Consider the following 25,991-nt stretch of genomic DNA (forward strand, 5'->3'; position numbering starts at 1 on the left):
GAGGTGCTGGCGCTGGTCGGCGCCGGGCTGTCCAACGCGGAGATCGCCCGCCGCCTGTTCCTGACGGAGGGGACGGTCAAGAGCTACGTCAGCACGATCCTCAACCGCCTGGAGGTCCGCAACCGGGTGCAGGCCGCGATCCTGGCCTACGAGGCGGGCCTGGCCCGCGACCAGTAGGCCGCCGCGGCCGGGCGTCACCCGCCCGCCATGAGGGCGACGGCCGCGACGGCGGCGGCCCCGAGGCACAGCAGCGCCACGAACGCGGCGAGGCCCCAGCGCACCCGGTGCCTGACCTGGCGGTAGTAGCGGGCGGTGAGGCTGTGCTCCGCCGTCCCGGGCTCCGGGTCCCGCCGGTCGCCCGCCTCCTCCCGGACGGGCAGCCTGGCCTCGACCTGCCAGCCCTCCCCGTGCCTGCCGGCCCGCAGGACCCCGCCGGCCAGGCTCACCCGCTCGCGCAGCCCGATCAGCCCGTTCCCGCCGCCGGCCGGTGCCGCGGCGGGCCGGTCCGGCGGGCCGTTGACCACCCGCACCTCCACCCGGTCGGGGGCGTGGTCCAGCCGGACGGCGACCTCGGCCCCGGGGGCGTGCCTGCCGGCGTTGGTGAGCGCCTCCTGGACCACCCGGTACACCGCGCGGTCGGTCATCGGCGGCAGCCGCCGGGCCCGGCCGCGGCGCTCCAGGGTCACGGTCATGCCCGCGGCGCGGGCGCGGTCCACCAGGGCGGACACGTCCTCGTCCACGGGGCGCACCGGGGCGGGCTCGGCGTCGTCGCGCAGCACCCCGATGATCTCGTGCAGCCGGTCGGTGGCCGCGGCCGCGCTCTCCCGCAGCTCCCGCGCGGCCTGCCGGACGTGCTCGTCCGTGCCGGGGGCGACCTCCAGCGCGGCCGCGCGCAGCGCGATCAGGCTCAGCTCGTGGCCGAGGGAGTCGTGCATGTCCTGGGCGATCCGGGAGCGTTCGCGCAGCCGCGCCCGGTCGGCGACGATGCGCTGCTCCCGTTCCAGTTGCTCGGCCAGTTCCCAGCCCGCGGCGGCCAGCTCGGCGCGCTGGCGCCGGTACAGGCCCACCACCCAGGGGAACAGCAGGGTGAAGGTGAGGACGGTGACCGCCGTGAACCAGCTCGTCGCCTCGGCGGGGTCGGGCAGCGCGACCAGCAGTGCGCCGCCCACGGCGATCAGGCCGAAGAGGGCGAACGCCGGCCGCGAGCGCGGCGTGCGGCGTCCCGCCAGGTAGGCGACGACCGCCGTGGGCAGCGCGAAGGAGGGCAGCCACGCGGACGCCAGGAACGCCAGGGCCAGCGCGGGCAGCGGCCAGGGCCGGGCCAGCAGCACCACGCCGACCAGGACCAGGACCGTCGCCGCGGCCTCGGCGACGACCGGAGCGGACGCCGCCTGCTCCCAGTCCTCCCCGCGCGCGCCGACGACCCCCAGCACGACCACCGGGGCCAGCGCGAGGACCAGCAGGGCGTCGCGGATCCGCGCGTCCCGGCCGGACCAGTCCCCGACCGGGCGCAGCACCTCTGCGAAGCGGCGCAGCGCCGCGGCTGACGTCGTCATGGGACGACGCTAGCCCGACGCGTCCGGTCCGGACGACAGCAGAGGGCCGAAGAGGCGGAACCGGAGAAAGGCCGGGCAAAGACTCCACAACCCCCCATCACCGAAGGTCACATTCTGTGACCTCTCTGCGATGTTTCCTCTGTGACATCGGCGACGCAGTGCAGAGGGAGAAGGTTATGAGGGTGCGGACGGCGTTCGAGATCGCCGCGGTGGCCGCGATTCTGGCCCTGGGAGCCGGGGCGGCGGCCGCCGACGACGCCATCACGGTGTTCCCGCCGGAGGCGGAGCCGGGGTCCACGGTCGTCGTGCGGGTCTCCTGCGGCGGTGGAGCGCAGTGGGTGGACTACTCCTCGCCCGCCTTCTCCGACTCCGAGGTCCCCCGGGTGCTGCTGGACGGAGCGGTGGCGGCCGAGGAGGAGATCCCCCTGGCGCCGGACCTGGAGCCCGGCGAGTACGAGATCAGGGGCGAGTGCGGCACCGACGACTCCAGCCGGGTGCTGTACTCCGGCGTCACCGTGCTCGGGGACGGCGCCGCTCACGGCGCCCCGGGGCCGTCGGCCGACCTCGCCCAGCCGCCGGCCGCGACGCCCACTCCGAGCGGCGCGCCGAACTCGGGGGGCGGCGGACTGCACCGGCCGTCCGACCCGGCCGTGCCGCTGGCGGTGCTGGGGGGCGGGCTCCTGCTGGTCGCCGCCACCGGCCTGCTGTCCTACCGGCGGGCGGTGCGCGATGGATGCTAGGCAGTACCGGAGCACCGGCACCGGGGCGCTGCTGGCCGTGGCGCTGGGCGTGGCGTTCGCGCTGGCCCACGGCGGCCCCGGCGGGACCGCCCCGGTGGAGGCGCTGGAGCGGTCGGCGCCGGTCCGGTTGACGATCGACGCGATCGGGGTGGACGCGCCCCTGACGGAGCTGGGTCTCAACCCCGACGGCACGCTGGAGGACCCGCCGCTGGAGGAGGACCACCTGGCGGGCTGGTACGCGCTGGGCGCCTCTCCCGGGGAGCGGGGGCCCGCCGTCATCACCGGGCATCTGGACACCCGGGACGGGCCGGCGGTCTTCGCCCGCCTGGCGGAGCTGCGCCGCGGGGACACCGTCCGCGTCCTGCGCGCCGACGGCTCCCGGCCGGTCTTCGTGGTGGAGCGGGTGGAGCAGGTGGCCAAGGAGGACTTCCCCACCGAGCGGGTCTACGGCCCGCTCGACCGCCCGGAGCTGCGCCTGGTCACCTGCGCCGGGGAGTTCGACGAGGCCGCCGACAGCTACACGGCCGCCACCGTGGTCTACGCCCGCATGGTGGAGTCGGCCGCCTGAGCGGTGCCGGGCCCGGCGGGCGGGGGCGGTACGCGGTGCTTGCCCCACCGCGTACCGCCGTGTTCCGGTCCCGGGAAACCCGCTGTCTTTGCCCCTCCGGGACCGGCCTGCCGCTGGTCAGGCGGGAACGCCGTCCCGTCCCGAGGAGCGCAGCGCATCGTTGACGGTGCGCAGCACGGGCGGCTCGACCACCAGGCCGGGGTCGAGGTGGGCGCCGCCGCTCACCGTGAAGGTGTGCGACTCCCCCGGGAGCAGGGTGACCAGCATGTCGTCCGCCTCGGCCCCCGGGTCGAGGCGGTCTGCGAACAGCGTGAGATCACGCAGCAGGCTCTGCGCGGTGACGGTGACGCGCAGGTCGCCGCCGTCGGGCACGACGCGGACGTCGTACTCCGGCTTGGGGTAGGCGAGGTCGCGGTCCTCGGCGAAGAACCAGTAGGCCCTGCGCACCCCGGTGTCCGCGGTGACCAGCTCCTCGGTCGCGGTGCCGGGACGGGCCACCTCGGACGGCAGCGGCACCCGGACCGCGCCGCGGGCGGGGACCGTGAAGGGCTTCTCGACCGAGGCGAGCACCGTGCCGTCGAAGGCGCGCCGGGCCACGCGCGCGGTGGCCGACCACTCCCGGTCGGTGTCGTTGGCCAGCACCAGGACCAGGCCGTCGCCGTCGGGCTGCACGGTGGCCAGGCGGTCGGCGTAGACCGCGCGCAGCGCGTACCACAAGGGCTTGCGCCGCCCCTCGCCGTCCACGGCCGCCCACGAGGTGACCGGCCAGCAGTCGTTGAGCTGCCAAACCACGCTTCCGGAGCAGTCGGGCCACTGGGCGCGGAAGTGCTCGATCCCCAGAGTGATCGCCCGGGCCTGGTTGACCTGGGTCAGGTAGTGCCAGTCGTCGAAGTCGTCGGTCTCGCCGAAGTGCGGGGCCAGGCCGCGGGCGAGCTTGCCGTTGCCGTCGACGGCCTTCTGGTGGTGCAGCATGCCGGGCGAGTCGGGGCGCAGCTCCTCGCCGGGCAGGGCCGAGCGCAGCGTGGCGTAGGAGGGCGGCGCCTGGAACCCGAACTCGGCGACGAAGCGGGGCCGGTAGTTGCGGTAGACGGTGTAGTCGACCTCGTTCCACACGTCCCAGATGTGCACGGTGGCGTGGCGGGGGTCGTTGGGGTGGACGTCCGGCACGCCGGAGTAGGGGCTGCCCGGCCAGTAGGGGCGGGTGGGGTCGGTCTCGGCGACGACGCGCGGCAGCAGGTCCAGGTAGTAGCCCTCGCCCCAGCTCCGCCCGGCCAACTGCTCCTTCCAGCCCCAGTCCCAAAATCCCCAGATGTTCTCGTTGTTGCCGTTCCACAGCACCAGGCTGGGGTAGGGGGCGAGCCGGGCCACGGCCTCGCGCGCCTCGGCCTCGACCTCCTCGGCCAGCGGCGGCTCCTCGGGGTAGGCCGCGCAGGCGAACAGGAAGTCCTGCCAGACGAGGATGCCGCGCTCGTCGCACAGCTCGTAGAAGTCCTCGCTCTCGTAGCGGCCGCCGCCCCAGACGCGCAGCAGGTTCATGTTGGCCGCGACGGCCTGGTCGATGCGGCGGGCGTAGCGGTCGCGCCCCACCCGGGTCACGAAGCAGTCGTCGGGGATCCAGTTGGCGCCCTTGACCAGGACGGGCACGCCGTTGACGACGAAGGTGAAGCGCCGGCCGCCCGCGTCGACGCCGGTGTCCAGCTCCACGGTGCGGAAGCCGATCCGGCGCTGCCAGGCGTCCAGTTCGGCGCCGCCCGCGGCGAGTTCGACCCGCAGGTCGTACAGCGGCTGGTCGCCGTAGCCGCGCGGCCACCACAGCTCGGGGTCGGCGACGGTCACCTCGATCTCGGTGCGGCACACGCCGCCGGGCAGCACGACCGCCTGCTCGCGGTCGGCGACGCGGGCACGCAGCACCAGTTCGGCGTCCTCGCCGGGCTCGCTGCGTTCGACCTCGACGCGGACCAGCACCCGGCCCTCGACCGTGCCGTCGTGTGCGGTGGCCACGGTGACCTGCGGGACCACGCCGGCCAGGCGGGCGGTGTTCCAGGCGTGCACCCGGATCGGCCGCCAGATGCCGGAGGTGACCACGGTGGGGCCCCAGTCCCAGCCGAAGTTGCAGGCCATCTTGCGGATGAACTGGAACGGCTCGGGGTAGGCGTTGGGCCGGTCGCCGAGCTGCCTGCGCAGCGCCTCGGCGTAGCCGTAGGGGGAGGCGAACTCGACCCGCAGTTCGTTGGCGCCCGGGCGCAGCGCGTCGCGCAGGTCGAAGCGGTAGGAGCGGTGCATGTTGCGGCTCTCGCCGACCCGCTCGCCGTTGAGGAGCACGGTGGCCACGGTGTCCAGTCCCTCGCACTCCAGGTCCACCCGCTCGGCGCCGGCCAGGTCGGCGGCGTCGAAGGAGGTGGTGTAGCTCCACGGGGTGCGGCCGATCCAGCCGAGCTCGGTCTCGTTGCGCCCCTGGTAGGGGTCGGGGATGAGGCGGGCCGCCAGCAGGTCGGTGTGCACGCATCCCGGCACGGTCGCCGGTATCCCGGAGGAGCCGATGTGCTGCGGGACCCCGTCGGGGTCCTCCGCTCTCAGGATCCAGTTCTCGCGCAGTTCGATGCGCACTGCCATGGCGTCTCCACACGTGAGCGGGTGTGCTGCTCCGGGGGTGCGACCCGGGCGCCTGGAGGAGGGAGGGGGCGTAACCCGGTGCCGGGCCGCACCCGACTCGTGACGGCCCTGGTGTCGCCGCCACATTTCCCATGACACTACTAAACCGGTTCAGGGTCAAGAGTCCGGAGAAGAAAATGAATCGGTTCAGCTTTTTGTCCGAAATTACTCTGGGTGATCTTCTCCGCGGAAGACGAGGAGCCGGTCGGCACCTGCCGACCGGCTCCGGAGGGGGACTGGTCAGACTGCGGCTCTGGGGTGGAAGGGCTGCACGTAGTGCCCCTCCGTGACCTCGACCAGCTCGCTGGGGACCGCCTGGCCCTCTGCCAGGTGGTAGGGCTGGGAGGAGGTGTCGGCCGCCTCGCGGGCGCGCAGCTCGGCCTCGACCTCGTCCCACTTCTTGTGGAACTGCGGCACCGAGGCGAACAGCTTCTTGGTGTAGGGGTGGCGCGGGTCGGCGAACACCTTCGAGGTGACGCCGCGCTCCACGATCTCCCCCCTGTGGAGGATCACGGTCTGGTCGCTGATGTAGTTGCCCAGCGCCAGGTCGTGCGTGACGAACAGGATGCCCATGCCCCGCGCCTTCAGGTCGGCCAGCAGGTTGAGCACGTCGATACGGGTCGAGGCGTCCAGCATGCTGATCACCTCGTCCGCCACCAGGTAGTCGATGTCCAGCAGCAGGGCGCGGGCCAGCAGCATGCGCTGCAACTGGCCGCCGCTGAGCTGGTGGGGGTACTTGCCCAGGACCTGGTCCGGGTCGAGCCGCACCACCTTCAGCGCGTCGGCCACCTTGTCCCGCCACTCGGCGTCGGAGACGCCCGGGTGGTACTCCGAGCGGATCATCGCGAAGACCCGGTCGGCCTTGAAGACGGGGTTGTAGCTGCTGAAGGGGTCCTGGAAGACGCCCTGGACCTTGCGGTAGTACTCCTTGAGCCGACGGTGGCCGCGCAGCGTAGACACGTCGGTGCCGTCGCAGGTGATCGTTCCGGAGCTGACCGAGGCGATCCGCAGCGCCATCTTGCCGAGGGTGCTCTTGCCGCTGCCGCTCTCGCCGATCAGGGACACCACCTCGCCGGGGCGCACCTCGAAGCTGGCCTCCCGCACGGCCGTGAAGCTTCCCCCGCCGAAGGCGCCCACCTTGTAGACCTTGGTGACCCGGTCGAATTTCAGCATCTGCTCACTCGGCCTTCCAACAGGCGACGTGGTGGTCGCGTTCCACTTCCACGAACGGCGGCTGCTCCAGGCACTGCTTGTCGGCCAGCGGGCAGCGATCCCGGAAGCGGCAGCCCTGCGGGGGCTTGAGCAGGCCGGGCGGGCTGCCCGGGATGCCGCTCAACCGCTTGTCCTCGTACTTGACGCCGACCTCGGGGAGGGAGTCCAGCAGCATCTTGGTGTAGGGATGCTTGGGCATCTCGATGATGGTCTTGGCGGAGGCCTTCTCCGCCAGCCGCCCCGCGTACATCACCATGATGGTGTCGGCGATCTGGTAGACCAGCGAGATGTCGTGGGTGACCACGATCATGCTCTTGACGAACCGGCGGTCGCGGAACTCCACCAGGGTCTCGGCGACCGCCCGCTGGGTGGAGACGTCCAGCGCCGAGGTGACCTCGTCGGCGATCAGCAGCGACGGGTTGAGCAGGGTGGAGATCACCATGACGGTGCGCTGCTTCATGCCGCCCGACAGTTCGAGCGGGTAGCGGTCCAGCACGTCCCGCTGCAACCCGACCAGTTCCAGGCGGCGGTGCAGCTCGTCCCGGGTGTCGCGGAAGCGGACCCCCCGCGACTCCAGCAGCTCGGCGATCATCTTGCCGATCTTGCGGGTGGGGTTCATCGCGCTCATCGCGTACTGCGGGATGAGCGAGATCCGCTTGTAGCGGAACTCGTTCATCGCCTGGTCGTCCCAGATCGGCACCTCGTCGCCGTCCAGGGTGACGCTGCCGCCGATGTAGCGCATCCGCCCGTCCAGCCGGATCAGGCTCTTGCTGAGCGTGGACTTGCCGCTGCCCGACTCGCCGGCCAGACCCATGATCTCGCCGTCGGCGAGGCCGAAGGTGGGCCCGTCGAGGGCGCGGACGTCGCCGCGCAGGGTGCGGTAGTAGACCTGCAGGTCCGAGACTTCGAGGGTCACCTGCTCACATCTCCCTCAGCTTGGGGTTGAAGACCTCGTCCAGACCCACGTTCATGATGTACATCGCTCCGACGATCGCGGTGATGCCCAGGCCCGGGGGCACGAACCACCACCACACGCCCAACTGCAAGGCACCCCACTTGACGGCCTGGTGCATGATCAGGCCCAGCGACATGCCGTCGCTCGGCCCCAGGCCCACGAAGTCCAGTCCCGCGGCGGCCAGCACGGCGCCGCCGAAGAGCAGGATGAACGTCATGAACAGGTAGGAGCTCATGTTCGGCGCGATGTCGCGGACGATGATCTTCCAGGTCCGCACGCCGCTGAGCCGGGCCAGGTCCACGAAGTCGCGGGAGCTGAGCGACAGCGCCTGGGAGCGCACCGCGCGCGCCGCCCACGGCCACGAGGTCATACCGATGAAGAAGGACTGCGTCGTCACGCTGTAGGAGTCCACGTAGGCGGCGATGATGAAGAGCACCGCCAGGGTGGGCAGCACCAGGACGACGTTGGTCAGCATGTTGAGGACCTCGTCGACCCAGCCGCCCTTGTAGCCGGCGACGAAGCCGATCGTCATGCCGATGACGGCCGCGATGCCGCCGCCGAGGAGCCCCACCAGGAAGGTCGCCCGGATGCCGTAGGCGAACTGGGTGAACAGGTCCTGTCCGAACTGCGTGGTGCCGAACCAGTGCTCGCCCGAGGGCGGCAGCAGCGGCGGCGCGTACCGCTCGTTGGGGCCGTGCTCCAGCAGCGGCGGGACGACCAGGCCGACCAGCAGGAAGAGGAGCACGATGCTCAGGCCGACGATCAGCTTGGGGTTGCGCAGCGCGAAGTAGAGCGCCTCGCGCTGGGGGGCCTCCGGCGTGGCGGCCGCGGGCTCCTCCGCAGCCGTGGTCGGGTCGGGCAGCGGCTGCGCGGCGGTCATTTCGCCCCTCCCTGCATCTGGACGCGGACACGCGGGTCGACCAGGACGTAGACGACGTCGATGATGAAGTTGGCGATGAGCACGCCGATGACGATGAAGAGGAAGGTCCCCTGGAGCAGGAAGAAGTCCTGGTTCTGGATCGCCTGGAGGATGAGGTAGCCCAGGCCCTGGTAGGAGAAGACGATCTCGGTGAGCAGTGCTCCCGCGACGACCGTGCCGAGCTGCACGGCCAGGCCGGTGATCTGGGGCAGCATCGCGTTGCGGAAGGCGTACCGGCGGACCAGACGGCGCGGCGCCCCCAGGGCCTGCAAGTAGTTGGAGTACTCCGACTCCAGCTCGTAGATGATCATGTTGCGCATGCCGATGGCCCAGCCGCCCAGGGCGACGAGGAACAGCGACAGGAACGGCAGGAACCAGTGCGACAGCAGGCTAGAGATGAACGTCCAGGTGAAGGCGGGCTGGAGGGAGAGGCCGTAGGACCCGGCGGCGGGGAACAGGCCCGCGACGATGCCCAGGCTCCAGGCCAGCAGCAGCGCCAGCCACATGTAGGGGGTGGCGGTGAGCACGTAGCCCAGCGGCAGGATGGTGTTGTCCAGCCACTTGCTGCGTGCGGCGTAGGCGCCGAACCAGTTGCCGACGAACCAGCTCAGGATGATGGAGGGCAGCAGCAGCCCCAGGCTGTATGGAACCGCTCCCATGATGAGGTCGGTGACGGGCGTGGGGAAGTTCCAGATACTGATCCCCAGGTCGCCCTGGAGCAGCGACCACCAGAAGTTGAGGTACTGCTGCCACAGCGGCTGGTCCAGGCCGAACATGTTGTTGAAGTACTCGTACAACGCCTCGGCCGCCGTGGCGTCGGTGAGCGAGGCGCGTGCGAGACGGCTCTTGATGGGATCGCCGGGCATGAGCCGCGGGATCATCCAGTTGATGGTGACGGCTGCGAAGAAGGTCAGCAGGTAGACAAAGATCTTGCGGCCGAAGTACTTGCGCAACGGGCCCTCCTGGGCTCGGTGGTCACACGGCCCCGCCCCGCCGCCCTGCGCTGTGGGGCGGGCGACGGGGCGGGGCGCCTAGCGGACCACGTCGGGGGAAAACTCGCCGCCTACTCTTCTTCCGTGGCGGGCTCCAGCTCGGTCAGCATCAGGATGCTGCCCAACTGGAAGTAGCCGCGCCAGGTCGAGGGCAGGTAGTGGTTGTCGCTCTCGCTGGAGGGCCAGTTGGTCCACACCGAGGTGTTGGTCTGCGACCACAGGCCGTTGTACCAGAGCGGGATGATGGGCAGCTCTTCGAGGTGGATCTTCTGGATCTTGCTGGCGACCTCGCGGATGCTCTCGGTGTCCTCGACCGGGATGCGGTCGAGGTCGCCGACCAGCTTCCAGACCTCCTCGTTCTCGTAGCGGCCGAAGTTGACCGTGCCCTGCTGCTCCTGGACCGGCAGGCGGAACATGTAGTCGTAGTAGGTCCACGGCGTGTTGCTGACCTGGCGCTCGTTGTTGATCACCAGGTCGAACTCACCGCTGTTGCGCTGGTCGACCAGCGCGTTGAACTCGGGGAACTCGGCGTTGACCTTGATGCCGACGGCCTGGGCGCTCTCGCTGATGACCCGGGCGGCCTCCATCCAGTCGGTCCAGCCGCTGGGGACGATCAGGGTCAGGTCGATCGGGTCGCCGTCGGGGGTCTCCACGAAGCCGTCGTCGTCGGTGTCCTTGTAGCCGGCTTCCTCGAGGATGTCCTTGGCCACCTTGGGGTCGCGCGGGGTGGCGTACTCGTCGACGACCTTGTCGTCGATGTACTGCTCCCACACCGGCAGCAGACCGGTCGGGTTGGCCTCAGTGACCAGACCGCCGTAGACGTTGTTGACGATCTCGTCCATGTCGATGGAGGCCGAGAGCGCCTTGCGGAACTCGGGGTCGTCCATCGGCTTCCTGGTGGTGTTGGGCACCAGCCAGGCGGTGTTGGCCGCGAGCATGTAGGGGGCTTCGGGGAAGTAGGTCTGGATCTGGTAGCCGCCCTGGACGAGCTGCGCGATGCCCGGCAGGAAGTTGTTGTTGATGTCCATGTTGCCCTGCAACACCTGGCTCAGCGCGGCCTCGTTGCTGGTGTTGACAACATCGACGATGTAGGTCGGGGCGACCTCGTGGCCGAGGGCCTCGGTGGCCCACCAGTCCTCGTTCTTCTTCCAGACCTGGCGGTCCTGGTCGTGGGTCTCGTAGAGGTAGGGGCCGGTGCCGATGGGCTCCTCGTTGGCGCCGGTGAGGATCTCCTCCTCGGAGCGCTCCGACCAGATGTGCTCGGGCACGATGGCGTTGAAGTACAGCCAGTTGGCCCACTGCGCGTAGTTGGCCTCGGAGAAGGTGAACTTCACCGTGTAGTCGTCGACGGCCTCGGCGCTCTCCAGCCACTCCCACAGGTTGTGGTAGGTGGAGGCCTCGTACTTGCCGATCTCGACGGTGAAGACGACGTCGTCGGCGGTGAAGTCCTCGCCGTCGCTCCACTTGACGCCCTGGCGGAGCTTCAGCTCGTAGGTCTTGTCGTCGACCCACTGGCCGCTCTCGGCCAGCCAGGGGATGTACTCGTCGGACTGGGGCTCGTAGAGGAACAGGGTCTCGTAGACCAGGCCCACGGTACCGGTGGCGTGGTTACCGGTGTCGAGGGGGTTCCAGGTGCTCGGCGGACCCCACTGGGTGCCGCCGGTGTAGAGGGTCTCCGCCCGGGGGTAGTCCCCTGCCGCTCCACCGTCGCTCTCCGTGTCACCCGCGCAGGACGTGGCCAGCAGGCTGACCAGCGCGAGGGGAATCAGAAACCTGTAGCGGTTTCGCATCGTCCTCTTCTCTCCTCCATCTGCCACCGGAGGCGTCATGCCTGGTGGCAGCCGATTGGGAGCGTTCCCAGTTGCCGGCACCCCCGTGGCCGGTCAGCCTGGGTACGCAGATGCCGCCGGTGCGGCTCGATCTCTCCCTCCCCGTCCGGACCATGACGTAGGCCACAGACGGGAGTGAACGAAAGAACATCAACAAACCGATTTAGCGTCAAGGAGTGTTATGAAAACTAAACCGGTTTACTTACCTTCGGGCACGCCAAAGGGCACCCTGACGCATTGAGCCGCCGGGGCGCTGAGGTTGGGGAGATACTAACGCGAAACGGACACCGTCCAGGTCAGAACGGCGCCGGGCCGGTGCTCCCCCGGGGAACGAGCCGGCTGGGCGGGGTCTGCCGGGAGCGGGGAGTCCCTCCCTCGACGGCCTCCAGCAGCAGGGCGGTGGCGATCCGGCCGTACTGGGTCACCTCGCGCGCGACCGCGGTCAGCGAGGGGTGGATGACCCGGCAGACCATGGAGTCGTCCCAGGCCACGATGGACAGCTCCTCGGGCACGGCCACGCCCATCTCCTGTGCCGCGCCCAGCGCGGCCACCGCCATGAGGTCGTTGTCGAAGACGAGGGCGCTGGGCGGGTTCGGGCCGGACAGCAGCTCCCGGGTGATGTCCGCGGCCTGGGAGTCGAAGTAGTCGGCGTGGACCACCTCGGCGAGCGTCAGGCCGACCTCCCGCGCCGTCTGCGCGAAGGCCCGCGAGCGCACCTCGGTGTGCACGAACTCCTCGGGCCCGGCCACCCGCACGATCCGGCGGTGGCCCAGACCGGCCAGGTACCGGGTGACCTCGGCCATGACGTCGGCGTCGTCGGTCCACACGCACGGCAGGCCCTCGGTGTACTCGGGGCCGCCGATCACCACCGCGGGCAGCCCGAGCTCCTTGACGACGGGCAGCCGGGGGTCGTTGCGGCGCAGGTCCACCAGCAGGACGCCGTCGACCCGGCGCTCGGCGTGCCAGCGCTGGTAGGTGGCCATCTCCTCGTCCCGGTCCTCCGCCGAGCGCAGCATCAGCGAGATCGGACTGCCGTCGAGCTCGACCTGGATGCCCCCGATCAGCCGCATGAAGAACGGCTCGGCGGCCAGCGTCCTGGCAGGCCGGTCCACGACCAGGCCGATCGCCCAGGCCCTGCCGTCCGACAGCGACCGCGCCGCGCTGCTGGGCGCCCAGCCCAACTGCTCGGCGATGTCGAGGATGCGGCGGCGGGTGGCGTCCGAGACCCCGGGACGACCGTTGAGCGCGTAGGAGACGGCGCCCTTGGAGACCCCGGCGGCCTTGGCGATGTCAACGATCGTTGGACGCCTCATGTCCTCTCCCCCGTATGAACCGGTTAACCAGGGCTGAGGTTACCAATCGGCGCCTCGTTGTCCCCGGAGAACGGGGACGTGCCTGCGCCGTGTCGTCCGCTCGGTGCCCCGCGGCCGGAGGGCGCGGGCCGCCGCGGGGCGGACGCCCTGCCACTGTTCGGAAATGATCCCCGACATCGGGTTAATCACACTTCACACCAATGTGACGGGCGTGTTTCCAACCCGGGAGGGGCGGCGTACTCTGGTCCTTTGTGCCTACGTTGTTCTCCCCGCTCCGTCTGCGGGCGTCGCACCGTCGCAGAGAGGCAGCCGTGCCCACCCTGACCGGAATCGCGCACGTCACCCTGTCCGTCCGCGACCGCGACGACAGTGTCGAGTTCTACTGCGACGTGCTGGGTTTCCGCGAGTACGAGACCACGGACGACTCCCGGTGGTTCCGCACCACCTGCCACCACCCCTGCGGCCTGCTGCTGTGCCTGACCCAGCACCGGGACCGCTTCAACGCGCGCTTCGACCACCGGCACACCGGCCTGGACCACCTCGCCTTCGCCGTCGCCTCCCTGGAGGAGCTGGAGAGGTGGGAGGAGCGCCTGGACGCGTTCGAGGTGGAGCACACCCCGATCATGCGTCGCGACCACGGGGCCCTGCTGATGTTCGAGGACCCCGACGGCATCCAGCTCGAACTGTTCTGCCCGGCCCTGTCCGTGGACTGAGCCGCGCCCGGCCGCTCAGTCCACGGGGACCAGTTGCAGGCGGATGTCGCGCTCCCGCAACTGCTGCACCGCGTTGGCGGGGAGCCGGTCGTCGGTGATGATGAGGTCGAACTCCTCCAGCCGGGCGACGGTGAAGGTGCCGAACTTGCCGTACTTGGTGCTGTCCACCGTGAGCACGCTCTTGGAGGCGACCCGCAGCAGCTCCTGCTTGGCCACCACCTTGGCCTCCGAGGGCGTGGTGGAGCCGCGGTCGACGTCCCAGGAGCTGCTGGCGACGAAGGCGATGTCCACGTTGACCCGGCGCAGGAACTCGGCGGTGAACTGCCCGACCGAGGAGTGGTCGGCGTGCGAGACCACGCCGCCGGTGTGGATGAGCTCGATGTTGGGGTACTCCATGAGGTGCCCGACCACGTTGAAGTCGTTGGTCACCACGGTCAGCCCGGCCTTGTCGGTGAGCAGCGGCACCATCTGGAGCGTGGTCGTCCCCGCGTCCAGGTAGATCGTGAAGTTCTCCCGAACCAGCTCGGCCGCGGCCCGCGCGATGGCGCGCTTGGCCGGCACCTCCAACTGGGCCTTGGCCAGGTAGGACGGCTCGCTCTTGAGCCGCGCGGCCAGGCGGACTCCCCCGGTCACGGAGAGGACCTTGCCCTCGTTCTCCAGCGCCTGGATGTCCCTGCGCACCGTCATGTGGGAGACGGACAGCATCGACGTGAGCTCGCTGATGCTGAGAACGTGGCGTTCTTGCAGCAGCTTCAGGATGTGTTCGCGACGCTGATCGGGGATCATCTACGGACCTTCGCGTTCGGTTCTGCTGGGTGCGGGAAGCGCGGTGAGGCGCACCTCCTTTCTTAGCAGCTCCGCGGGGCCCCTCGACGCCCGTCCCCCTGCCGCGGCCGCCCCTCCGGGGACCCGCGGGGAGCCCTGGGGGCGGCCCGCGGGCGGCCCCCCGGGGGGCGGCCGTGAATTCCCTGCCATTACGTGAAAACATTTCACATTCAGTTCCGCACCCCTTCGAAGGGAATTAGGAGTACCAGGGAAAACACGATGCGGAAACAGTTCTGAACCGACGGTCGAAATTCACGCGTCACTTACGCGGACGGCGCTATCCTCGAAAACGGTTCGTAACAAAACCGCCCCTGAGAGCGGACTCACTCTCCCCCTTCCGCGCGCCGTCCTCCGCCACAGGGCGGCATCCCCGCGGGTCACGGGGTTCCCGATGACCACGATGACCACAGATCTCTCAGCACACGAAGCCCTGTTCACCGGGCACGTTCTCGACACCGCATGCCGCCTGTTCGCCGAACGCGGCCCCGCCGGTGTGAGCATGTACGCCATCGCCGCGGCGGCCGGCGTCGACCCGATCGATTTCCGCCGCGTCTTCCCCAGCAAACTCGACCTGCTCCACAGACTCGTCCTCGACCGCACCCGAACTCTGGTGGAGTACGAGCCCGCAGCGAAGGAGCCCGACTCCCCGGTGGAGCAGATGCGCGCGCTGATCCGCCGCCATATCGAGTTCAACTGCCGCTACCGCACGGAACTGGAGCTGCGCCGCGTCCTGCTGCCCACCCTGCGGGCGATCTCCCCGGCGCGCTACCGCGAGCTGCACCGGCTGATGCGCACCTACCACGACCGGGTCCACCGCCTCATCGAGCGGGGCCGCGCCGACGGCGTGTTCTCCCCGTACGGCGAGTCCCGGGAGCCGGTGACCGCGACCACCGTGTTGCAGACCCTGGAGTCCAGCCTGAACTGGTACGAACCCGACTCGCTGATGACCCCCGAGCAGCTCGGCGACGTCTACGAGGACCTGGTGCTGCACCACCTGCTCGGCGTGGCGCGCGACTGACCCCGGGGCGGACCGCCGCGCCGCCTAGCGGAAGACGAGCTCGGCGTCCCTGATGAAGTGCGCCACCTTCTCCGTGGACAGCGTCGAGCCGTCGGCGGCGACGTGGTTGGCGCCGTTCCAGACGTTGAGGCAGGCGATCGCGTCCACCTTGAGCCTGCGGGTCTCCTCCGGCAGGACGATGCGGTTGACCCGCTCCCACGGCACCCGGGGGTCCTCCGGGTGGGCCCAGTGCCACAGCCAGACCGGGCAGCCCAGCACCGGGATGCCCAGCGCGGCCGAGACGGTGCGCGCCGTGCGGCCCACCGCCTCGTGGTCGGGGTGCCGGTCCCCCTCCCACGGGGCCAGGCACAGGTCGAACCCCGCGCACAACTGGGCCAGCGCCTCCTCCAGCCCGGCCGCGCCGTCGCGGATCGCCCCGCCGGACATCCCCAGCGGCACGATCTCGGCCTCGTCGGCGCCCAGGGCCCCCAGGGCCTGGCGCACCTCGGTCAGCCGCTCCCAGGCCGTCCCGCGGGTGCCCGGACCGAACTCGCCCTCGTCGCTGACGGAGACCACGCGCAGCCGCGCCCCCGAGGCGGCCAGCATGGAGATCGCCCCGCCGACCGAGAGGACCTCGTCGCCGGGGTGCGGGGCGACGACGACCGCGCTGCCGATCCCGGCCATGTGGACCGCGGGGAACTCGCGCAGCGCGGGCCAGCCCCGCCAGGACGCCTCGGAGGTCCCGGGGCGGTCCATGGGGTGTCGGCGCCGTTCCGCCCACCGTGTGGCGCGCATGGTGTTCCTCCTCTTCAGCGGCGGTCCGTGTGCTGGACACATGCCCCAAACCCCGCTGCGCATGCGCGGCGCCGGGGTGGTGTGCGCGGCCCGCCCCGGACACACTGGACGGGTGAGCCAACCACCGCCCCCCGCGCCGCCGGCGCCCGTGTGGATCGTCGCGGGAGCCCCCGGCGCGGGCAAGTCCACCGTCGCCGACCTGCTGCTGGCCCGCCTGCGCCCGGTCCCGGCCCTGCTGGACAAGGACACCCTCTACAGCGGCTTCGTCGCGGCCCTGCTGCGCGCGCACGGGCGCCCCCACGGGGAGCGCGAGGGCGCCTGGTACGACGAGCACGTCAAGGTGCACGAGTACGGCGGGCTGACCGCCGCGGCGCGCCGGGTCCGCTCGGCGGGCTGCCCGGTGCTGCTGGACGCCCCCTTCACCCAGCAGATCCGCGACCTGTCCCGGTGGCGGGCCTGGGTGGCGGAGCTGGGCGGGGAGCCGGTGCGGCTGCTGTGGGTCCGCAGCGACCCCGAGACCCTGCGCGAGCGCCTCGTCGCGCGCGGCCGGGCCCGCGACGCGGGCAAGCTCGCGGACTTCGCCGCGTTCACCGCCCGGGTGCGCCCCGCCGAGCCGCCCGCGGCGCCGCACGCCGTGGTGGACAACTCCCGGGGCGCTCCCCCGCTGGCCGTCCAGGTGGACGCCCTGCTGCGGGAGCGCTGGCCGGATTACGGCATGCCCGACGCGCGCCAACAACGGCCCCAAATCTGAGAAAACCATTCGCGAAAGGTCTGGACCAATCGGGTGGAGGGCCACCTACTATGTGTTCATGACAGCACCCCTGCGCACTGAGCGCCTCCTCATCCGGCACTGGACACTCGACGACGCCGAGGCCGCCTACAAGATCTACGGATCCCCCGAGGTGGCGCGCTGGATCACCATGAAGGAGGTCGACGACGTCTCCGCGATGCGCTCGGTGCTGGAGGCGTGGGTGGAGGCACAGCCCAACCTGGTCCCCCCGGCCGGGCGGTGGGCGGTGGTGCGCCTGGCCGACAACGAGGTCATCGGGGGCCTGTCGCTGCGGCTGCTGCCGCCCTTCGAGGAGGACTTCGAGCTGAACTGGCAGTTGCGCCCCGACGCCTGGGGCCACGGCTACGCCACCGAGGCCAGTCGGGCGCTGATCCGCTGGGCGTTCGACCAGGGCCTCGAAGAGGTGTTCGCGGTGGCGCGGCCGGAGAACAAGCGCGCCATCGCCACGGCCCGCCGCATCGGCATGGAGTGGGTGGGCGAGACCGACAAGTACTACGACGGCCGCCGCCTCCAGGTCTTCCGCTACCGCCCCTCGGACCTCTGAGCGCCGACGCCGCCGCTCCCCCCGCCGACGGCCAGCCGGGCGAGCAGCTCGGCCTCGGTGATGATCTCGATGCGTGAACCGCTGGCGTTGTAGGACTCGGCCCGGCGGTGCTTGGCGGTCTTCACGCCCCCGTTGTCCCCCACGACCAGCACGTCGGTGCGGCGGGTGACGTTCCTGGCGGGGACACCGCCCGCCGCGGCGACGCGCCGCCACGCCTCGGGCTTGGACAGGGCGGCCAGGTCGCCGCTGACGCACACCACCTTCCCGTACAGCGGCCCGCCGGGGTCGGCGTGCGGGTTCGGCTCGGGCAGCGGCTCGGCGGCCTCCCGCCGCCAGCGGTCGAACCTCGTCCCGGGCGACCACAGCGGTGCGGGCGCGGCCTGCGGCACGGGGGACGCCCCGGCGCGCCGCAGGGGACGGCGCAGCCGCTGGCACAGCTCGGGCAGCGTGGCCACGCCGTGCTCGCGGAACGCGGCGAGCATGATGTGCGCGGCGGCCTCGGCGTCGGCGTCGGCGGCGTGGTGGCGGCGCAGGTCGTGGCCGATCCGGCGGCAGACCGTGGGCAGCCGGTGGTCGCGCAGCTCGGGCCAGGTCCGCCGCGCGGTGTCCAGCGAGCACGCGTAGTCGAGCGGGCTGCCCTCCAGGCCGGTGTGGGCGCAGGCGGCCCGGATGACCCCCATGTCGAACGCGGCGTTGTGGGCGACGAAGGGGCCGCCGTCGGCGAACTCCAGGATGGTCGCGTGCACCTGCGGCCATTCGGGGGCGTCCGCGACCTGCTCGGGGGTGATCCCGTGGAACTCGATGTTGAAGCGGTCGAAGTAGGCGACCGGCGCGGGCGGCCGCACCAGGGTGGTGTGGCGGTCGACGATCCGGCCGTCCACGACCCGGACCAGTCCCACCGCGCAGACGCTGCCCCGGTCGCGGTTGGCGGTCTCGAAGTCGATGGCGGTCCAGGAGTCACCCATCGTCGCGTCCTCGCGTCCTCTCTGCGGCCTCGTCGCTCCCACCCTAGTGCGGAGCCCCGGGAGAGGCCGCCGGTTCCGGGAGGACGGGCCGCCCGGAGGCGGCCCCGGGACGCCGCCCCGTGAGTGCCCCGGGACCGCCTCCGGGCGGGTGGGACCCCGCACACGGACCCCACACGCCCCGGTCAGTGACTCAGATCACCCTTTTCCCTGACCTTGTGCTACCTTCCCATTACGTACCGAGAAAGTCGCGCCCCCGAAACCCGTCATCTTTGCCCCGGTGCGCACCACTTCGGCATGGGAGCGCTCCCAATGCTCCCGACTCCCTCTCGACCGATGGAGGAACGATGACCAGATCCCCCACAGCACTGCGGGGCGCCTCTCCGACGGCCGCCGCGCTGACCGCGGTGCTCGCCCTCGTCCTCGCGCTGCTCTCCCCCGGCACGGCACGGGCCGCCGGGCTCACCGCCACCTTCGCCAAGGACTCGTCCTGGGACGGCGGCTACACCGCGACCGTCACGGTGCGCAACGACACCGGCAGCGCCGTGAACTGGCAGGTCGTCCTCACCCTGCCGAACGGCACCACGGTCAACAACGCGTGGAACACCCAGCACAGCGCCAGCGGCAACACCCACACCTTCACCGGGGTCTCCTGGAACGCCACCGTCCAGCCGGGAGGCACCGCCTCCTTCGGCTTCGTGGCCAGCGGCAACGGCGACCCCGTGGGCTGCACCGTCAACGGGGCGTCCTGCTCCGAGGGCTCCACCGACCCCGGCACCGACCCGGGAACCGACCCCGGCACGGACCCGGGGACCGACCCCGGCACGGACCCGGGCAGCGGAGCCGGCACCCCCGTCGAGCGGTACGGCAAGGTCCAGGTCTGCGGCACCAAGCTGTGCGACAAGAACGGCAACCCCGTCCAACTGCGCGGCATGAGCACGCACGGCATCCAGTGGTTCGACCACTGCCTCACCGGCAGCTCGCTGGACGCCCTGGCCTACGACTGGAAGGCCGACATCATCCGGCTGTCGATGTATATCCAGGAGGACGGCTACGAGACCAACCCGCGCGGCTTCACCGACCGGATGCACCAGCTCATCGACATGGCCACGGCGCGCGGCCTGTACGTGATCGTGGACTGGCACATCCTCACCCCGGGCGACCCCCACTACAACCTCGAGCGGGCCAGGACCTTCTTCTCCGAGATCGCCCAGCGGCACGCGGGCAAGACCAACGTGCTCTACGAGATCGCCAACGAGCCCAACGGGGTGAGCTGGAACTCGATCAAGAGCTACGCCGAGACGATCATCCCGGTGATCCGCCAGCACGACCCCGACTCGGTGGTCATCGTCGGCAGCCCCGGCTGGTCCTCGCTCGGCGTCTCCGAGGGCTCCGGCCCGGCGCAGATCGCGGCCAACCCGGTCAACGCCGACAACGTCATGTACGCCTTCCACTTCTACGCGGCCTCGCACCGGGACAACTACCTCAACGCGCTGCGCGACGCGGCGTCGATGTTCCCGGTGTTCGTCACCGAGTTCGGCACCGAGACCTACACCGGCGACGGCGCCAACGACTTCGCGATGGCCGACCGCTACATCGAGCTGATGAAGCAGGAGAAGATCGGCTGGACGAAGTGGAACTACTCCGACGACTTCCGCTCCGGGGCGGTCTTCAACCCGGGCACCTGCGCGGCGGGCGGCCCGTGGAGCGGCTCGTCGCTGAAGTCGTCCGGGCAGTGGGTGCGCAACCACCTCCTCGCGGGGTGACCCCCGGCTGAGGCCGGTCGCCCGGCACTGCACACGGCGGAGCGGCCCGCGGGCACTGCCCGTGGGCCGCTCCGCGCGCTGTCCGGCCGGTCCGGAAAGCGCCGGGGATCAGTCGACGGAGCAGGTCAGCGTCAGCGCGCCCGGGGCGCTGCCCGAGCCGATGAAGCCGAAGGCGGTGGACTGCCCCGCGCCCAGTTGGCCGTTGTAGGACAGGCTGGTGGCCGTGACCGAGCTGCTGCCGTTGAAGGCGGCGTTCCAGCCGTGGCTGACGCTCTGGCCCCCGGGGAAGGTCCAGGTCACCTTCCAGTGGGAGATGGCGGAGCTGCCCGCGGTCACCGTGACCTCGCCCTGGAAGCCGCTGCCCCAGTCGCCGACGGTGGTGTAGGCGGCCGAGCAGGCGCCCGTGCCGGGGTCGGTTCCGGGGTCGGTGCCCGGGTCGGTCCCCGGGTCGGTGCCCGGGTCGGTGCCCGGGTCGCCGGAGTAGACCGTGGCCTCCCGCGCGGTGCCGGAGATGCCGTTGGGGCCGTAGAAGATCCGCCGGCCCCACGAGGTCAGGCTGTCGCCGTCGAAGTTGTCGACCATGTCCAGGTACTCGACGCCGCCGCCGTTGCCGCTCCACGACCAGCCGATGTAGCCCAGGCCCAGCCGCTCGGCCTCGGCCATGATGGTGTCCTCGTCGGGGTTGCCGTCCGAGTGGTCGTGGCCGAACTCGCCGATGACGAGCGGCAGGCCGGCGTTGACGAAGTGCTCCAGGTAGCTGGTGACCGTGGAGCCCTGGGAGTAGACGCCGTACATGTGGATCGAGAAGATCGTGTTGCCGGTCGGGTCGCTGGCGTAGACGTCGGCGGCGTTGGTGCGCATGGTGTGCGACCAGTCCTGGCCCCAGTTGGGGGCGTCCACCACGATGGCGTGCTCGAAGCCCGCAGCACGCAGCCGCCGGATGGCGGCCGAGGTGTCGGAGGCCCAGTTCGCGACGGTGGCGGCGTTGTTGCCGTAGGGCTCGTTGCCGATGTTGATCAGGACGTAGTCCTCCTGGCCCTGCAACACGCTCTTCAGCTCGATCCAGTAGTCGACCGCCTGGTCGAGGGTGGCGGCTCCGCTCTGCTCGCCGTAACCGGTGGTGTCGTGGACCTCCAGCATGCAGATGAGCCTGTTCTGCTTGCACAGGGAGATGATGTCGGCGACGTCGGACGGCCCGTTCTTGGACCAGCGGACGCCGTTGCTCAGCACCACGCGCACGGTGTTGGCGCCGTGCGACTTGATGTCGGCGAACGCCCGGGTGTGCTGGGGGTACCAGGTGTGCGCGTGGCTCACGCCGCGCATGACGAACTCCTGGCCGTTGGCCTCGTAGATGCGTCCGTTCCGGACGTGGATCCCGGTCGCAGCGCTGGCCGGCTGCGCGGTGACGAAGACGGACGCGAGCAGCACGAGAATCGTCGCTGCCGCGACCGCGAGACGGTTGCTCATGGCCTTCCTCACGAAAGCAGGGGTGTGGACACGAGTGGATTACGCAGCCCTCGCCCGCTGTCTCCCTCCTGAGGCGCCGACACCACGATAGCCTCAGTGGCCTAGTTCACACAACCGGTTCAGTTTGTTTTCGGTGAACCGGTTCATCCCATCCCGGTAATTGCCACAAAACACCACCGATCATCCTCTATCACCACTTTCCTGACATACCCCTGTGAGCTGGGACTATACAGACGCTCCGCCTCCCGGAAAACCGGCCGGTTTTCACGATTCCCCCGTATTCCCCGAGGTGAGAGGCGACCATGGAAGCCAGGGAGGAAAATCCGGCGGCACAACCGCCGGACGAGGAGAGGAAGAGGGAACCGGATGGACACGTTCCCCCACCCGACCGCCGCCGAGTACCAGTGGCAGGAGCAGCGGGCCGCACAGCGGTTCGCCGAGACCGAACAGGCGCGCTCCCGCATCCGGCGCCTTCAGGAGCGCACCGGGGTCGCCGTCCACGACACCTTCGACCAGGTGCGGGCCCGCGCCGAACGGCTCCTCGCCCTGCGCCGCACCCCCGTCACCACGGCCGCCGCCGTGTCCGACCCCGTCCAGCAGCACCGCATCTACCAGCGCGTCATAGGAGCCGCCAGCCAGTCGCAGTCGGTCGGCTTCCTGTACCGGGGAGCGCGCGTCGCCGCGGCCGTGGCCCGGCTCGTCCTGGTCCACCACGGCCGCGAGCTCCCCTGCGGCACCGGGTTCCTGGTCTCTCCCGAACTGCTGCTGACCAACCACCACGTGCTCGGCGACCCCGAGACCGCCGAACAGGTCGTCGCCGAGTTCGGCGCCGAGGTCGACGGCGAGCTGCGTCCCCGCGTGCCGGTCCGCTACCCGCTCGACCCGGGCACCTTCTTCGTCGCCGACCGGGAGCTGGACTTCGCCCTCGTCCACGTCCACCCCGACCGCGAGGGCCGCCCGCCGGGCGCGGTCTTCGGCTGGAACCCGCTGCTGCGCACCCAGGGCAAGATCGTCACCGGCGAGCCCGTGAACGTCATCGGCCACCCCCGGGGGCGCCTCAAGGAGATCGCCATCCGCGACAGCCACGTCCTCCAGCAGACCGAGGACTTCCTCCAGTACTCCGCCGACACCGAACCCGGCAGCTCCGGCTCGCCCGTCTGCAACGACCAGTGGGAGGTCGTGGCCCTGCACCACTCGGCCGTGCCCCGGCGCGACGCCCACGGGCGGCGGCTGCGCACCGACGGCACCCCGCTGCGCCCCGGCGACCCCGACTCCGTGGCGGCCTGGATCGGCAACGAGGGCACCCGGGTCAGCTCCATCCTCGACTTCCTCGCCCGGGCCGACCTCCCGCGGGCGCAGCGCGACCTGCTCACGGGCCTGGGCCCCGGCGCCGGCCTGGACGGGCGGCCCCCGGGCCGGACCGGCGAGCCGTTCTGGGAGCGCGAGAGCCTTCCCCGACCGGGCCGCTCGGGGCTGCGCGGCAACGGCGGCCCCGACGACGTCCACCTGGTGTTCCTGCACGGCCGCGGCACGGAGGGGCAGAACCCCGCGCGGCTGCGCGCCGCGTGGACGGCCGCGCTCAACTCGGGGCTGCTCGCGGCGGGCCGGCCCACCGTGTCCGCGGCGTCGGTGTGGTTCCCCTACTACGGGGACCTGCTCGCCGAACTGACCGCGAGCACGGCCACGACCCGCTCCGTCGAGCCCGCCGAGGCGCTCGCCCCGCCCCTGGAGGAGTCGCGCACGCTCTACGAGACGCTGCTGGAGCAGGCCGCGCTGCGGGCGGGCATGCCCCGCGAGCTGCTGGGCCGCGGCGGCGACCAGGAGGGCGGCTCCTTCCTCGGCCTCCTCTCCCCGCTGGTCAGCCGCCTCCAGCGGGAGCTGAGCTGGATCGCGGCCCGCAGCGGCCTCGACGAGGCGCTGATCGCCCTGCTGTTCCGGGACCTGTCCGCCTACCTGAGCGAGCCGGACGTGCGCTCCGCGGTCCTGGACCGGGTGGCCGCCGACTTCCCGCAGCACGGGCAGGTCGTCGTGGTCGCCCACAGCCTCGGCACGATCGTCGCCGTCGACCTGCTCAGCCGGGCCCGCCCCGACGTGGCCGTGCCGCTGCTGGTCACCGTGGGCAGCCCGCTCGGCCTCGACGCCGTCCACGACCGGGTGCTCCTCCAGCCGCCCCGGCGCCCCGACCGCGTCGCGGCCTGGCTGAACGCGTGGAGCCCGGCCGACGCGGCGACCATCGGCTGCCCGCTGGGGCCCGTGTGGGGGCCGGGGCTGACCGAGGTGGTGACCGCCAACTCCCCCAAGCGCCCCCACGACGCCGAGGAGTACCTGCGCCAGCCCCAGGTGGCCAGCCCCGTCGCCGAGGTCCTGTACCCCGACGGCGTCCCCGCCCCGCCCGGCCTGGCGGCCTAGCCCGGAGCCGGGCCACCGGCGATCTTGGCCCCAGAGCCGTTGCGGAATGACGTCAATGGCCCTGGGGCCATAGCGGACGCGGGCCACTGCTGAGGGGACCGGGGGTGAGGAAAAGGGGCCTAGAGCCCGCCCCGCCGCACCGCCCGCACGAACGCGGCCCACTCCCCGGCGGGGAAGAACAGCGCGCCGAGATCACGGTTCTTGCTGTCCCGCACCCCCGTCACCGGCCCCTCGGACACCTCGACACAGGCAGCTTCTTCGTGTGTGTAGCTGGAAGTGTGCCACCGGCGGACCGTTGTACGCGTCTGGGAAGCAAACCTGTTCTCAGGCATATGCATCTTTCAATTCCTTGACTATTTTCCGAAGGAACGCAGGAGTCTCACCCACAGGCAGAGCTGCCGCCTGAATCAGTTCGAACCTTCGAGTATGGTCGGCGACTTCGTCCGGGCCTTCGAAGAAGTGCCCGCTGGGCGGGACGTCGATGTATCCAACTCGCTCACTCCCACCAAGGCTCATAAGCGTGAAATTGTAGGGCTGGGTCATCCCCCTCGACAAAGGAAGTATCTGAATTTCGAGGTTGGGCCTACTGGCCATTTCGATGAGATGTTCCAACTGTGTACACATGACTTGTCCATCACCGATGAGGCAGCGCAGAGCTGACTCGTCGATGACCGACCACATCTGGGGTGGATTGTCGCGTTCCAGGATGTTGATCTGCCGTTGGCGGCGGGCATCACACCGCTTCTTCTGCTGCTCGGGGTTCTTGATCAGCCCACGCCGCATCAGCGCTTCGATGTAGTCCGGGTGCTGGAGCAGTCCCGGGACAAGGCCGACGGTGTACTCCTGGATCTTGGTCGCTTCGTTCTCCAAGCCGTAGAAGGCATTACCCGCCACTTCCTCGTACTGAAACCACCAGGGTTTGTGCTTACGTGCAGCTTTGGCGATACCGACAAGTTCCTCGCGCAAGCTGTCGTCAGCCCCGTAGAGACGGCACAGTGCAGCGACCGATTCAGTACTGAGCCGGACAAATCGACCGTTCTCGATGCGGTAGAGCTTGCTGACGTCCCAACCCATCTCGTTGGCAACCTGCTCTTGGGACAGCTTCGCTTCCGCGCGCAACCGCTTGAGCTGGCTGACCAGATAGTGCCTGCGCACCGGTGAGCCCTGGGTCACGACTGTCTCCTTCGCTCGGCCAACTCTGCTTCGGGGTGCTGCGGCCATCATCCCATTGCTCGAAAACAGACATAGCCCAATAATACAGACCAGTTGTTTTACATGGCTTGTAAGTTGCAGGGCATGCATTTAGCTTTGAGTCATGCGGTCACGCAGAGCGTGCATCCTTCACGACCGCACTCCGACACTCGTGCACTTCCTTGGGAGGACCATGTCCGTACACGTCATGACCGGTGGCACCCGTCAGTCCTCGCTCGCCCGCCCGCGCGAGGAGATCCACGGGTTGGGAGGGTCTGCCCTGCTGGCCCTGTCCTCGACCGCGCACCCGGTGCTCTACGTCCGCACCGAAGGCCGCCTCGTGCCGGTCGTGGTGGTCGAGGACGCCTTCGGCCACCGGTGGTTCATCTGGGGCCGCACCGGCTCCGCCCACATCTCCCAGACCGCAAGGGCCGCGACCGCACTGTGCGGCCACCGGCAGAACACCCGCTCACGGGTCAACCCCGTGCCCGCGCGCCGTTCCTCGCTGAGGGGAGCGGCCTGATGAGCACCACCCCCGACACCGACGCCAGCACCTCCAGGCCCAGCCCCGGGCATCCGTGCCCGGTCTCGAAGTTCTGGGAGCTGCCCGGCGACACGGCGCTCTGCCCCGACCTGCGCCGCCGGGTCCGCACCAGCCTGGCAGGCTTCACCCACCTGGTCGACGACGCCGAACTGGCGGCCTGCGAACTGTTCGCCAACGCCTGCCGCCACACCCGCAGCGGCCAGGAAGGCACGGTCTCGGTCAGCCTGTCCGGCCTGCGCACCGGACTGGTCC

General features: G+C 70.6%; 25 protein-coding genes. 11 read left to right on the forward strand and 14 right to left on the reverse strand.

Going from position 1 to position 25,991, the window contains the following annotated elements; all coding sequences use genetic code 11:
* Positions 1-177 (forward strand): response regulator transcription factor (locus AC529_RS00365; RefSeq protein WP_198156246.1); only part of this gene is annotated, 177 nt, incomplete at its 5' end.
* A gap of 17 nt (positions 178-194) precedes the next feature.
* Here the strand turns inward: AC529_RS00365 and AC529_RS00370 are convergent.
* On the reverse strand, positions 195-1,556 hold the full coding sequence (locus AC529_RS00370; protein ID WP_068752939.1) for a sensor histidine kinase: 1,362 nt from the start codon (positions 1,554-1,556) through the stop codon (positions 195-197).
* Between the two features lie 176 nt (positions 1,557-1,732).
* Here AC529_RS00370 and AC529_RS00375 point away from each other — a divergent pair, with 176 nt between their 5' ends.
* Positions 1,733-2,296, forward strand: coding sequence for a hypothetical protein (locus AC529_RS00375; protein ID WP_068752940.1), 564 nt, complete (start codon positions 1,733-1,735; stop codon positions 2,294-2,296).
* On the forward strand, positions 2,286-2,864 hold the full coding sequence (locus AC529_RS00380; RefSeq protein WP_068752941.1) for a class F sortase: 579 nt from the start codon (positions 2,286-2,288) through the stop codon (positions 2,862-2,864). Before AC529_RS00375 ends, AC529_RS00380 begins: the two co-directional genes overlap by 11 nt.
* A 117-nt stretch (positions 2,865-2,981) precedes the next feature.
* Here the strand turns inward: AC529_RS00380 and AC529_RS00385 are convergent, their stop codons facing one another.
* The 7 genes from AC529_RS00385 to AC529_RS00415 form a co-directional block, all read right to left on the reverse strand.
* Positions 2,982-5,477, reverse strand: a complete 2,496-nt coding sequence (locus AC529_RS00385) for a glycoside hydrolase family 2 protein (RefSeq protein ID WP_068752942.1) — start codon at positions 5,475-5,477, stop codon at positions 2,982-2,984.
* A gap of 279 nt (positions 5,478-5,756) precedes the next feature.
* Positions 5,757-6,689 carry an ABC transporter ATP-binding protein gene (locus AC529_RS00390; protein ID WP_068752943.1) on the reverse strand — a complete coding sequence of 311 codons (933 nt, stop codon included), beginning with the start codon at positions 6,687-6,689 and terminating at the stop codon, positions 5,757-5,759.
* A 4-nt stretch (positions 6,690-6,693) separates the two neighbouring features.
* A complete protein-coding gene (locus AC529_RS00395; RefSeq protein WP_068752944.1) occupies positions 6,694-7,644 on the reverse strand; it encodes an ABC transporter ATP-binding protein in 951 nt (316 codons plus the stop codon).
* Between the two features lie 4 nt (positions 7,645-7,648).
* Complete coding sequence (locus AC529_RS00400) at positions 7,649-8,563, reverse strand: ABC transporter permease (protein ID WP_068752945.1); 915 nt, start codon at positions 8,561-8,563, stop codon at positions 7,649-7,651.
* The gene (locus AC529_RS00405; RefSeq protein ID WP_068752946.1) at positions 8,560-9,555 is read right to left on the reverse strand and encodes an ABC transporter permease; all 996 of its coding nucleotides are present in this window, start codon (positions 9,553-9,555) and stop codon (positions 8,560-8,562) included. The genes AC529_RS00400 and AC529_RS00405 overlap by 4 nt, the downstream gene beginning before the upstream one ends.
* A gap of 110 nt (positions 9,556-9,665) precedes the next feature.
* Complete coding sequence (locus tag AC529_RS00410) at positions 9,666-11,384, reverse strand: ABC transporter substrate-binding protein (protein WP_068752947.1); 1,719 nt, start codon at positions 11,382-11,384, stop codon at positions 9,666-9,668.
* A 335-nt stretch (positions 11,385-11,719) separates the two neighbouring features.
* A complete protein-coding gene (locus tag AC529_RS00415; RefSeq protein WP_068752948.1) occupies positions 11,720-12,736 on the reverse strand; it encodes a LacI family DNA-binding transcriptional regulator in 1,017 nt (338 codons plus the stop codon).
* Between the two features lie 311 nt (positions 12,737-13,047).
* Between AC529_RS00415 and AC529_RS00420 the strand changes: the two genes are divergently transcribed.
* Complete coding sequence (locus AC529_RS00420) at positions 13,048-13,449, forward strand: VOC family protein (protein WP_068752949.1); 402 nt, start codon at positions 13,048-13,050, stop codon at positions 13,447-13,449.
* Positions 13,450-13,464: 15 nt separating this feature from the next.
* Here the strand turns inward: AC529_RS00420 and AC529_RS00425 are convergent, their stop codons facing one another.
* Positions 13,465-14,235: a DeoR/GlpR family DNA-binding transcription regulator gene (locus AC529_RS00425; RefSeq protein ID WP_068752950.1), complete on the reverse strand. Its 771-nt coding sequence runs from the start codon at positions 14,233-14,235 to the stop codon at positions 13,465-13,467.
* A gap of 430 nt (positions 14,236-14,665) precedes the next feature.
* On the opposite strand from AC529_RS00425, the gene AC529_RS00430 reads away from it, so the two are divergent.
* Positions 14,666-15,292 carry a TetR/AcrR family transcriptional regulator gene (locus tag AC529_RS00430; RefSeq protein ID WP_232306510.1) on the forward strand — a complete coding sequence of 209 codons (627 nt, stop codon included), beginning with the start codon at positions 14,666-14,668 and terminating at the stop codon, positions 15,290-15,292.
* Positions 15,293-15,316: 24 nt separating this feature from the next.
* Here AC529_RS00430 and AC529_RS00435 read toward each other — a convergent pair whose 3' ends face one another.
* Complete coding sequence (locus AC529_RS00435; RefSeq protein WP_198156247.1) at positions 15,317-16,066, reverse strand: PIG-L deacetylase family protein; 750 nt, start codon at positions 16,064-16,066, stop codon at positions 15,317-15,319.
* A 40-nt stretch (positions 16,067-16,106) separates the two neighbouring features.
* Between AC529_RS00435 and AC529_RS00440 the strand changes: the two genes are divergently transcribed.
* Positions 16,107-16,817 carry a P-loop nucleotide/nucleoside kinase family protein gene (locus AC529_RS00440; protein ID WP_232306511.1) on the forward strand — a complete coding sequence of 237 codons (711 nt, stop codon included), beginning with the start codon at positions 16,107-16,109 and terminating at the stop codon, positions 16,815-16,817.
* A gap of 58 nt (positions 16,818-16,875) precedes the next feature.
* On the forward strand, positions 16,876-17,400 hold the full coding sequence (locus AC529_RS00445) for a GNAT family N-acetyltransferase (protein WP_068754334.1): 525 nt from the start codon (positions 16,876-16,878) through the stop codon (positions 17,398-17,400).
* Here AC529_RS00445 and AC529_RS00450 read toward each other — a convergent pair.
* On the reverse strand, positions 17,379-18,365 hold the full coding sequence (locus tag AC529_RS00450; RefSeq protein WP_068752954.1) for an exonuclease domain-containing protein: 987 nt from the start codon (positions 18,363-18,365) through the stop codon (positions 17,379-17,381). The two genes, AC529_RS00445 and AC529_RS00450, sit on opposite strands and share 22 nt — an antisense overlap.
* A 344-nt stretch (positions 18,366-18,709) precedes the next feature.
* Between AC529_RS00450 and AC529_RS00455 the strand changes: the two genes are divergently transcribed.
* Positions 18,710-20,128 carry a cellulase family glycosylhydrolase gene (locus tag AC529_RS00455; protein WP_068752955.1) on the forward strand — a complete coding sequence of 473 codons (1,419 nt, stop codon included), beginning with the start codon at positions 18,710-18,712 and terminating at the stop codon, positions 20,126-20,128.
* Positions 20,129-20,236: 108 nt separating this feature from the next.
* Here AC529_RS00455 and AC529_RS00460 read toward each other — a convergent pair whose 3' ends face one another.
* Positions 20,237-21,595 (reverse strand): cellulase family glycosylhydrolase, encoded by a 1,359-nt coding sequence (locus AC529_RS00460; RefSeq protein WP_068752956.1) that lies wholly within the window; start codon positions 21,593-21,595, stop codon positions 20,237-20,239.
* 366 nt (positions 21,596-21,961) lie between these two features.
* On the opposite strand from AC529_RS00460, the gene AC529_RS00465 reads away from it, so the two are divergent.
* Complete coding sequence (locus tag AC529_RS00465; RefSeq protein WP_068752957.1) at positions 21,962-24,004, forward strand: S1 family peptidase; 2,043 nt, start codon at positions 21,962-21,964, stop codon at positions 24,002-24,004.
* Between the two features lie 119 nt (positions 24,005-24,123).
* Here AC529_RS00465 and AC529_RS21110 read toward each other — a convergent pair whose 3' ends face one another.
* The gene (locus AC529_RS21110) at positions 24,124-24,342 is read right to left on the reverse strand and encodes a DUF397 domain-containing protein (RefSeq protein WP_332307029.1); all 219 of its coding nucleotides are present in this window, start codon (positions 24,340-24,342) and stop codon (positions 24,124-24,126) included.
* Positions 24,329-25,177: a helix-turn-helix domain-containing protein gene (locus AC529_RS00475; RefSeq protein ID WP_232306513.1), complete on the reverse strand. Its 849-nt coding sequence runs from the start codon at positions 25,175-25,177 to the stop codon at positions 24,329-24,331. Before AC529_RS00475 ends, AC529_RS21110 begins: the two co-directional genes overlap by 14 nt.
* Before the next feature lie 211 nt (positions 25,178-25,388).
* Between AC529_RS00475 and AC529_RS00480 the strand changes: the two genes are divergently transcribed.
* Both AC529_RS00480 and AC529_RS20255 read left to right on the forward strand, forming a co-directional pair.
* Positions 25,389-25,718, forward strand: a complete 330-nt coding sequence (locus AC529_RS00480; RefSeq protein ID WP_068752960.1) for a hypothetical protein — start codon at positions 25,389-25,391, stop codon at positions 25,716-25,718.
* Positions 25,718-25,991, forward strand: a 274-nt coding sequence (locus tag AC529_RS20255) for an ATP-binding protein (RefSeq protein ID WP_232306514.1), incomplete at its 3' end; no start/stop codon positions are given. The genes AC529_RS00480 and AC529_RS20255, both read left to right, overlap by 1 nt.

Origin of the sequence: Thermobifida cellulosilytica TB100 (assembly GCF_001517975.1) — a bacterium.
GTDB lineage: Bacteria > Actinomycetota > Actinomycetes > Streptosporangiales > Streptosporangiaceae > Thermobifida > Thermobifida cellulosilytica.

Bases quoted from the DNA above. Each gene is read 5' to 3' on its own strand.
- AC529_RS00445 (WP_068754334.1), top strand. From the start codon at position 16,876: ATGACAGCACCCCTGCGCACTGAGCGCCTCCTCATCCGGCACTGGACA.
- AC529_RS00450 (WP_068752954.1), bottom strand. From the start codon at position 18,365: ATGGGTGACTCCTGGACCGCCATCGACTTCGAGACCGCCAACCGCGAC.
- AC529_RS00415 (WP_068752948.1), bottom strand. From the start codon at position 12,736: ATGAGGCGTCCAACGATCGTTGACATCGCCAAGGCCGCCGGGGTCTCC.
- AC529_RS21110 (WP_332307029.1), bottom strand. From the start codon at position 24,342: ATGCATATGCCTGAGAACAGGTTTGCTTCCCAGACGCGTACAACGGTC.
- AC529_RS00400 (WP_068752945.1), bottom strand. From the start codon at position 8,563: ATGACCGCCGCGCAGCCGCTGCCCGACCCGACCACGGCTGCGGAGGAG.
- AC529_RS00465 (WP_068752957.1), top strand. From the start codon at position 21,962: ATGGACACGTTCCCCCACCCGACCGCCGCCGAGTACCAGTGGCAGGAG.
- AC529_RS00390 (WP_068752943.1), bottom strand. From the start codon at position 6,689: ATGCTGAAATTCGACCGGGTCACCAAGGTCTACAAGGTGGGCGCCTTC.
- AC529_RS00380 (WP_068752941.1), top strand. From the start codon at position 2,286: ATGGATGCTAGGCAGTACCGGAGCACCGGCACCGGGGCGCTGCTGGCC.
- AC529_RS00455 (WP_068752955.1), top strand. From the start codon at position 18,710: ATGACCAGATCCCCCACAGCACTGCGGGGCGCCTCTCCGACGGCCGCC.
- AC529_RS00460 (WP_068752956.1), bottom strand. From the start codon at position 21,595: ATGAGCAACCGTCTCGCGGTCGCGGCAGCGACGATTCTCGTGCTGCTC.
- AC529_RS00480 (WP_068752960.1), top strand. From the start codon at position 25,389: ATGTCCGTACACGTCATGACCGGTGGCACCCGTCAGTCCTCGCTCGCC.
- AC529_RS00435 (WP_198156247.1), bottom strand. From the start codon at position 16,066: ATGCGCGCCACACGGTGGGCGGAACGGCGCCGACACCCCATGGACCGC.
- AC529_RS00375 (WP_068752940.1), top strand. From the start codon at position 1,733: ATGAGGGTGCGGACGGCGTTCGAGATCGCCGCGGTGGCCGCGATTCTG.
- AC529_RS00440 (WP_232306511.1), top strand. From the start codon at position 16,107: ATGCCCCAAACCCCGCTGCGCATGCGCGGCGCCGGGGTGGTGTGCGCG.
- AC529_RS00410 (WP_068752947.1), bottom strand. From the start codon at position 11,384: ATGCGAAACCGCTACAGGTTTCTGATTCCCCTCGCGCTGGTCAGCCTG.
- AC529_RS00430 (WP_232306510.1), top strand. From the start codon at position 14,666: ATGACCACGATGACCACAGATCTCTCAGCACACGAAGCCCTGTTCACC.
- AC529_RS00425 (WP_068752950.1), bottom strand. From the start codon at position 14,235: ATGATCCCCGATCAGCGTCGCGAACACATCCTGAAGCTGCTGCAAGAA.
- AC529_RS00385 (WP_068752942.1), bottom strand. From the start codon at position 5,477: ATGGCAGTGCGCATCGAACTGCGCGAGAACTGGATCCTGAGAGCGGAG.
- AC529_RS00370 (WP_068752939.1), bottom strand. From the start codon at position 1,556: ATGACGACGTCAGCCGCGGCGCTGCGCCGCTTCGCAGAGGTGCTGCGC.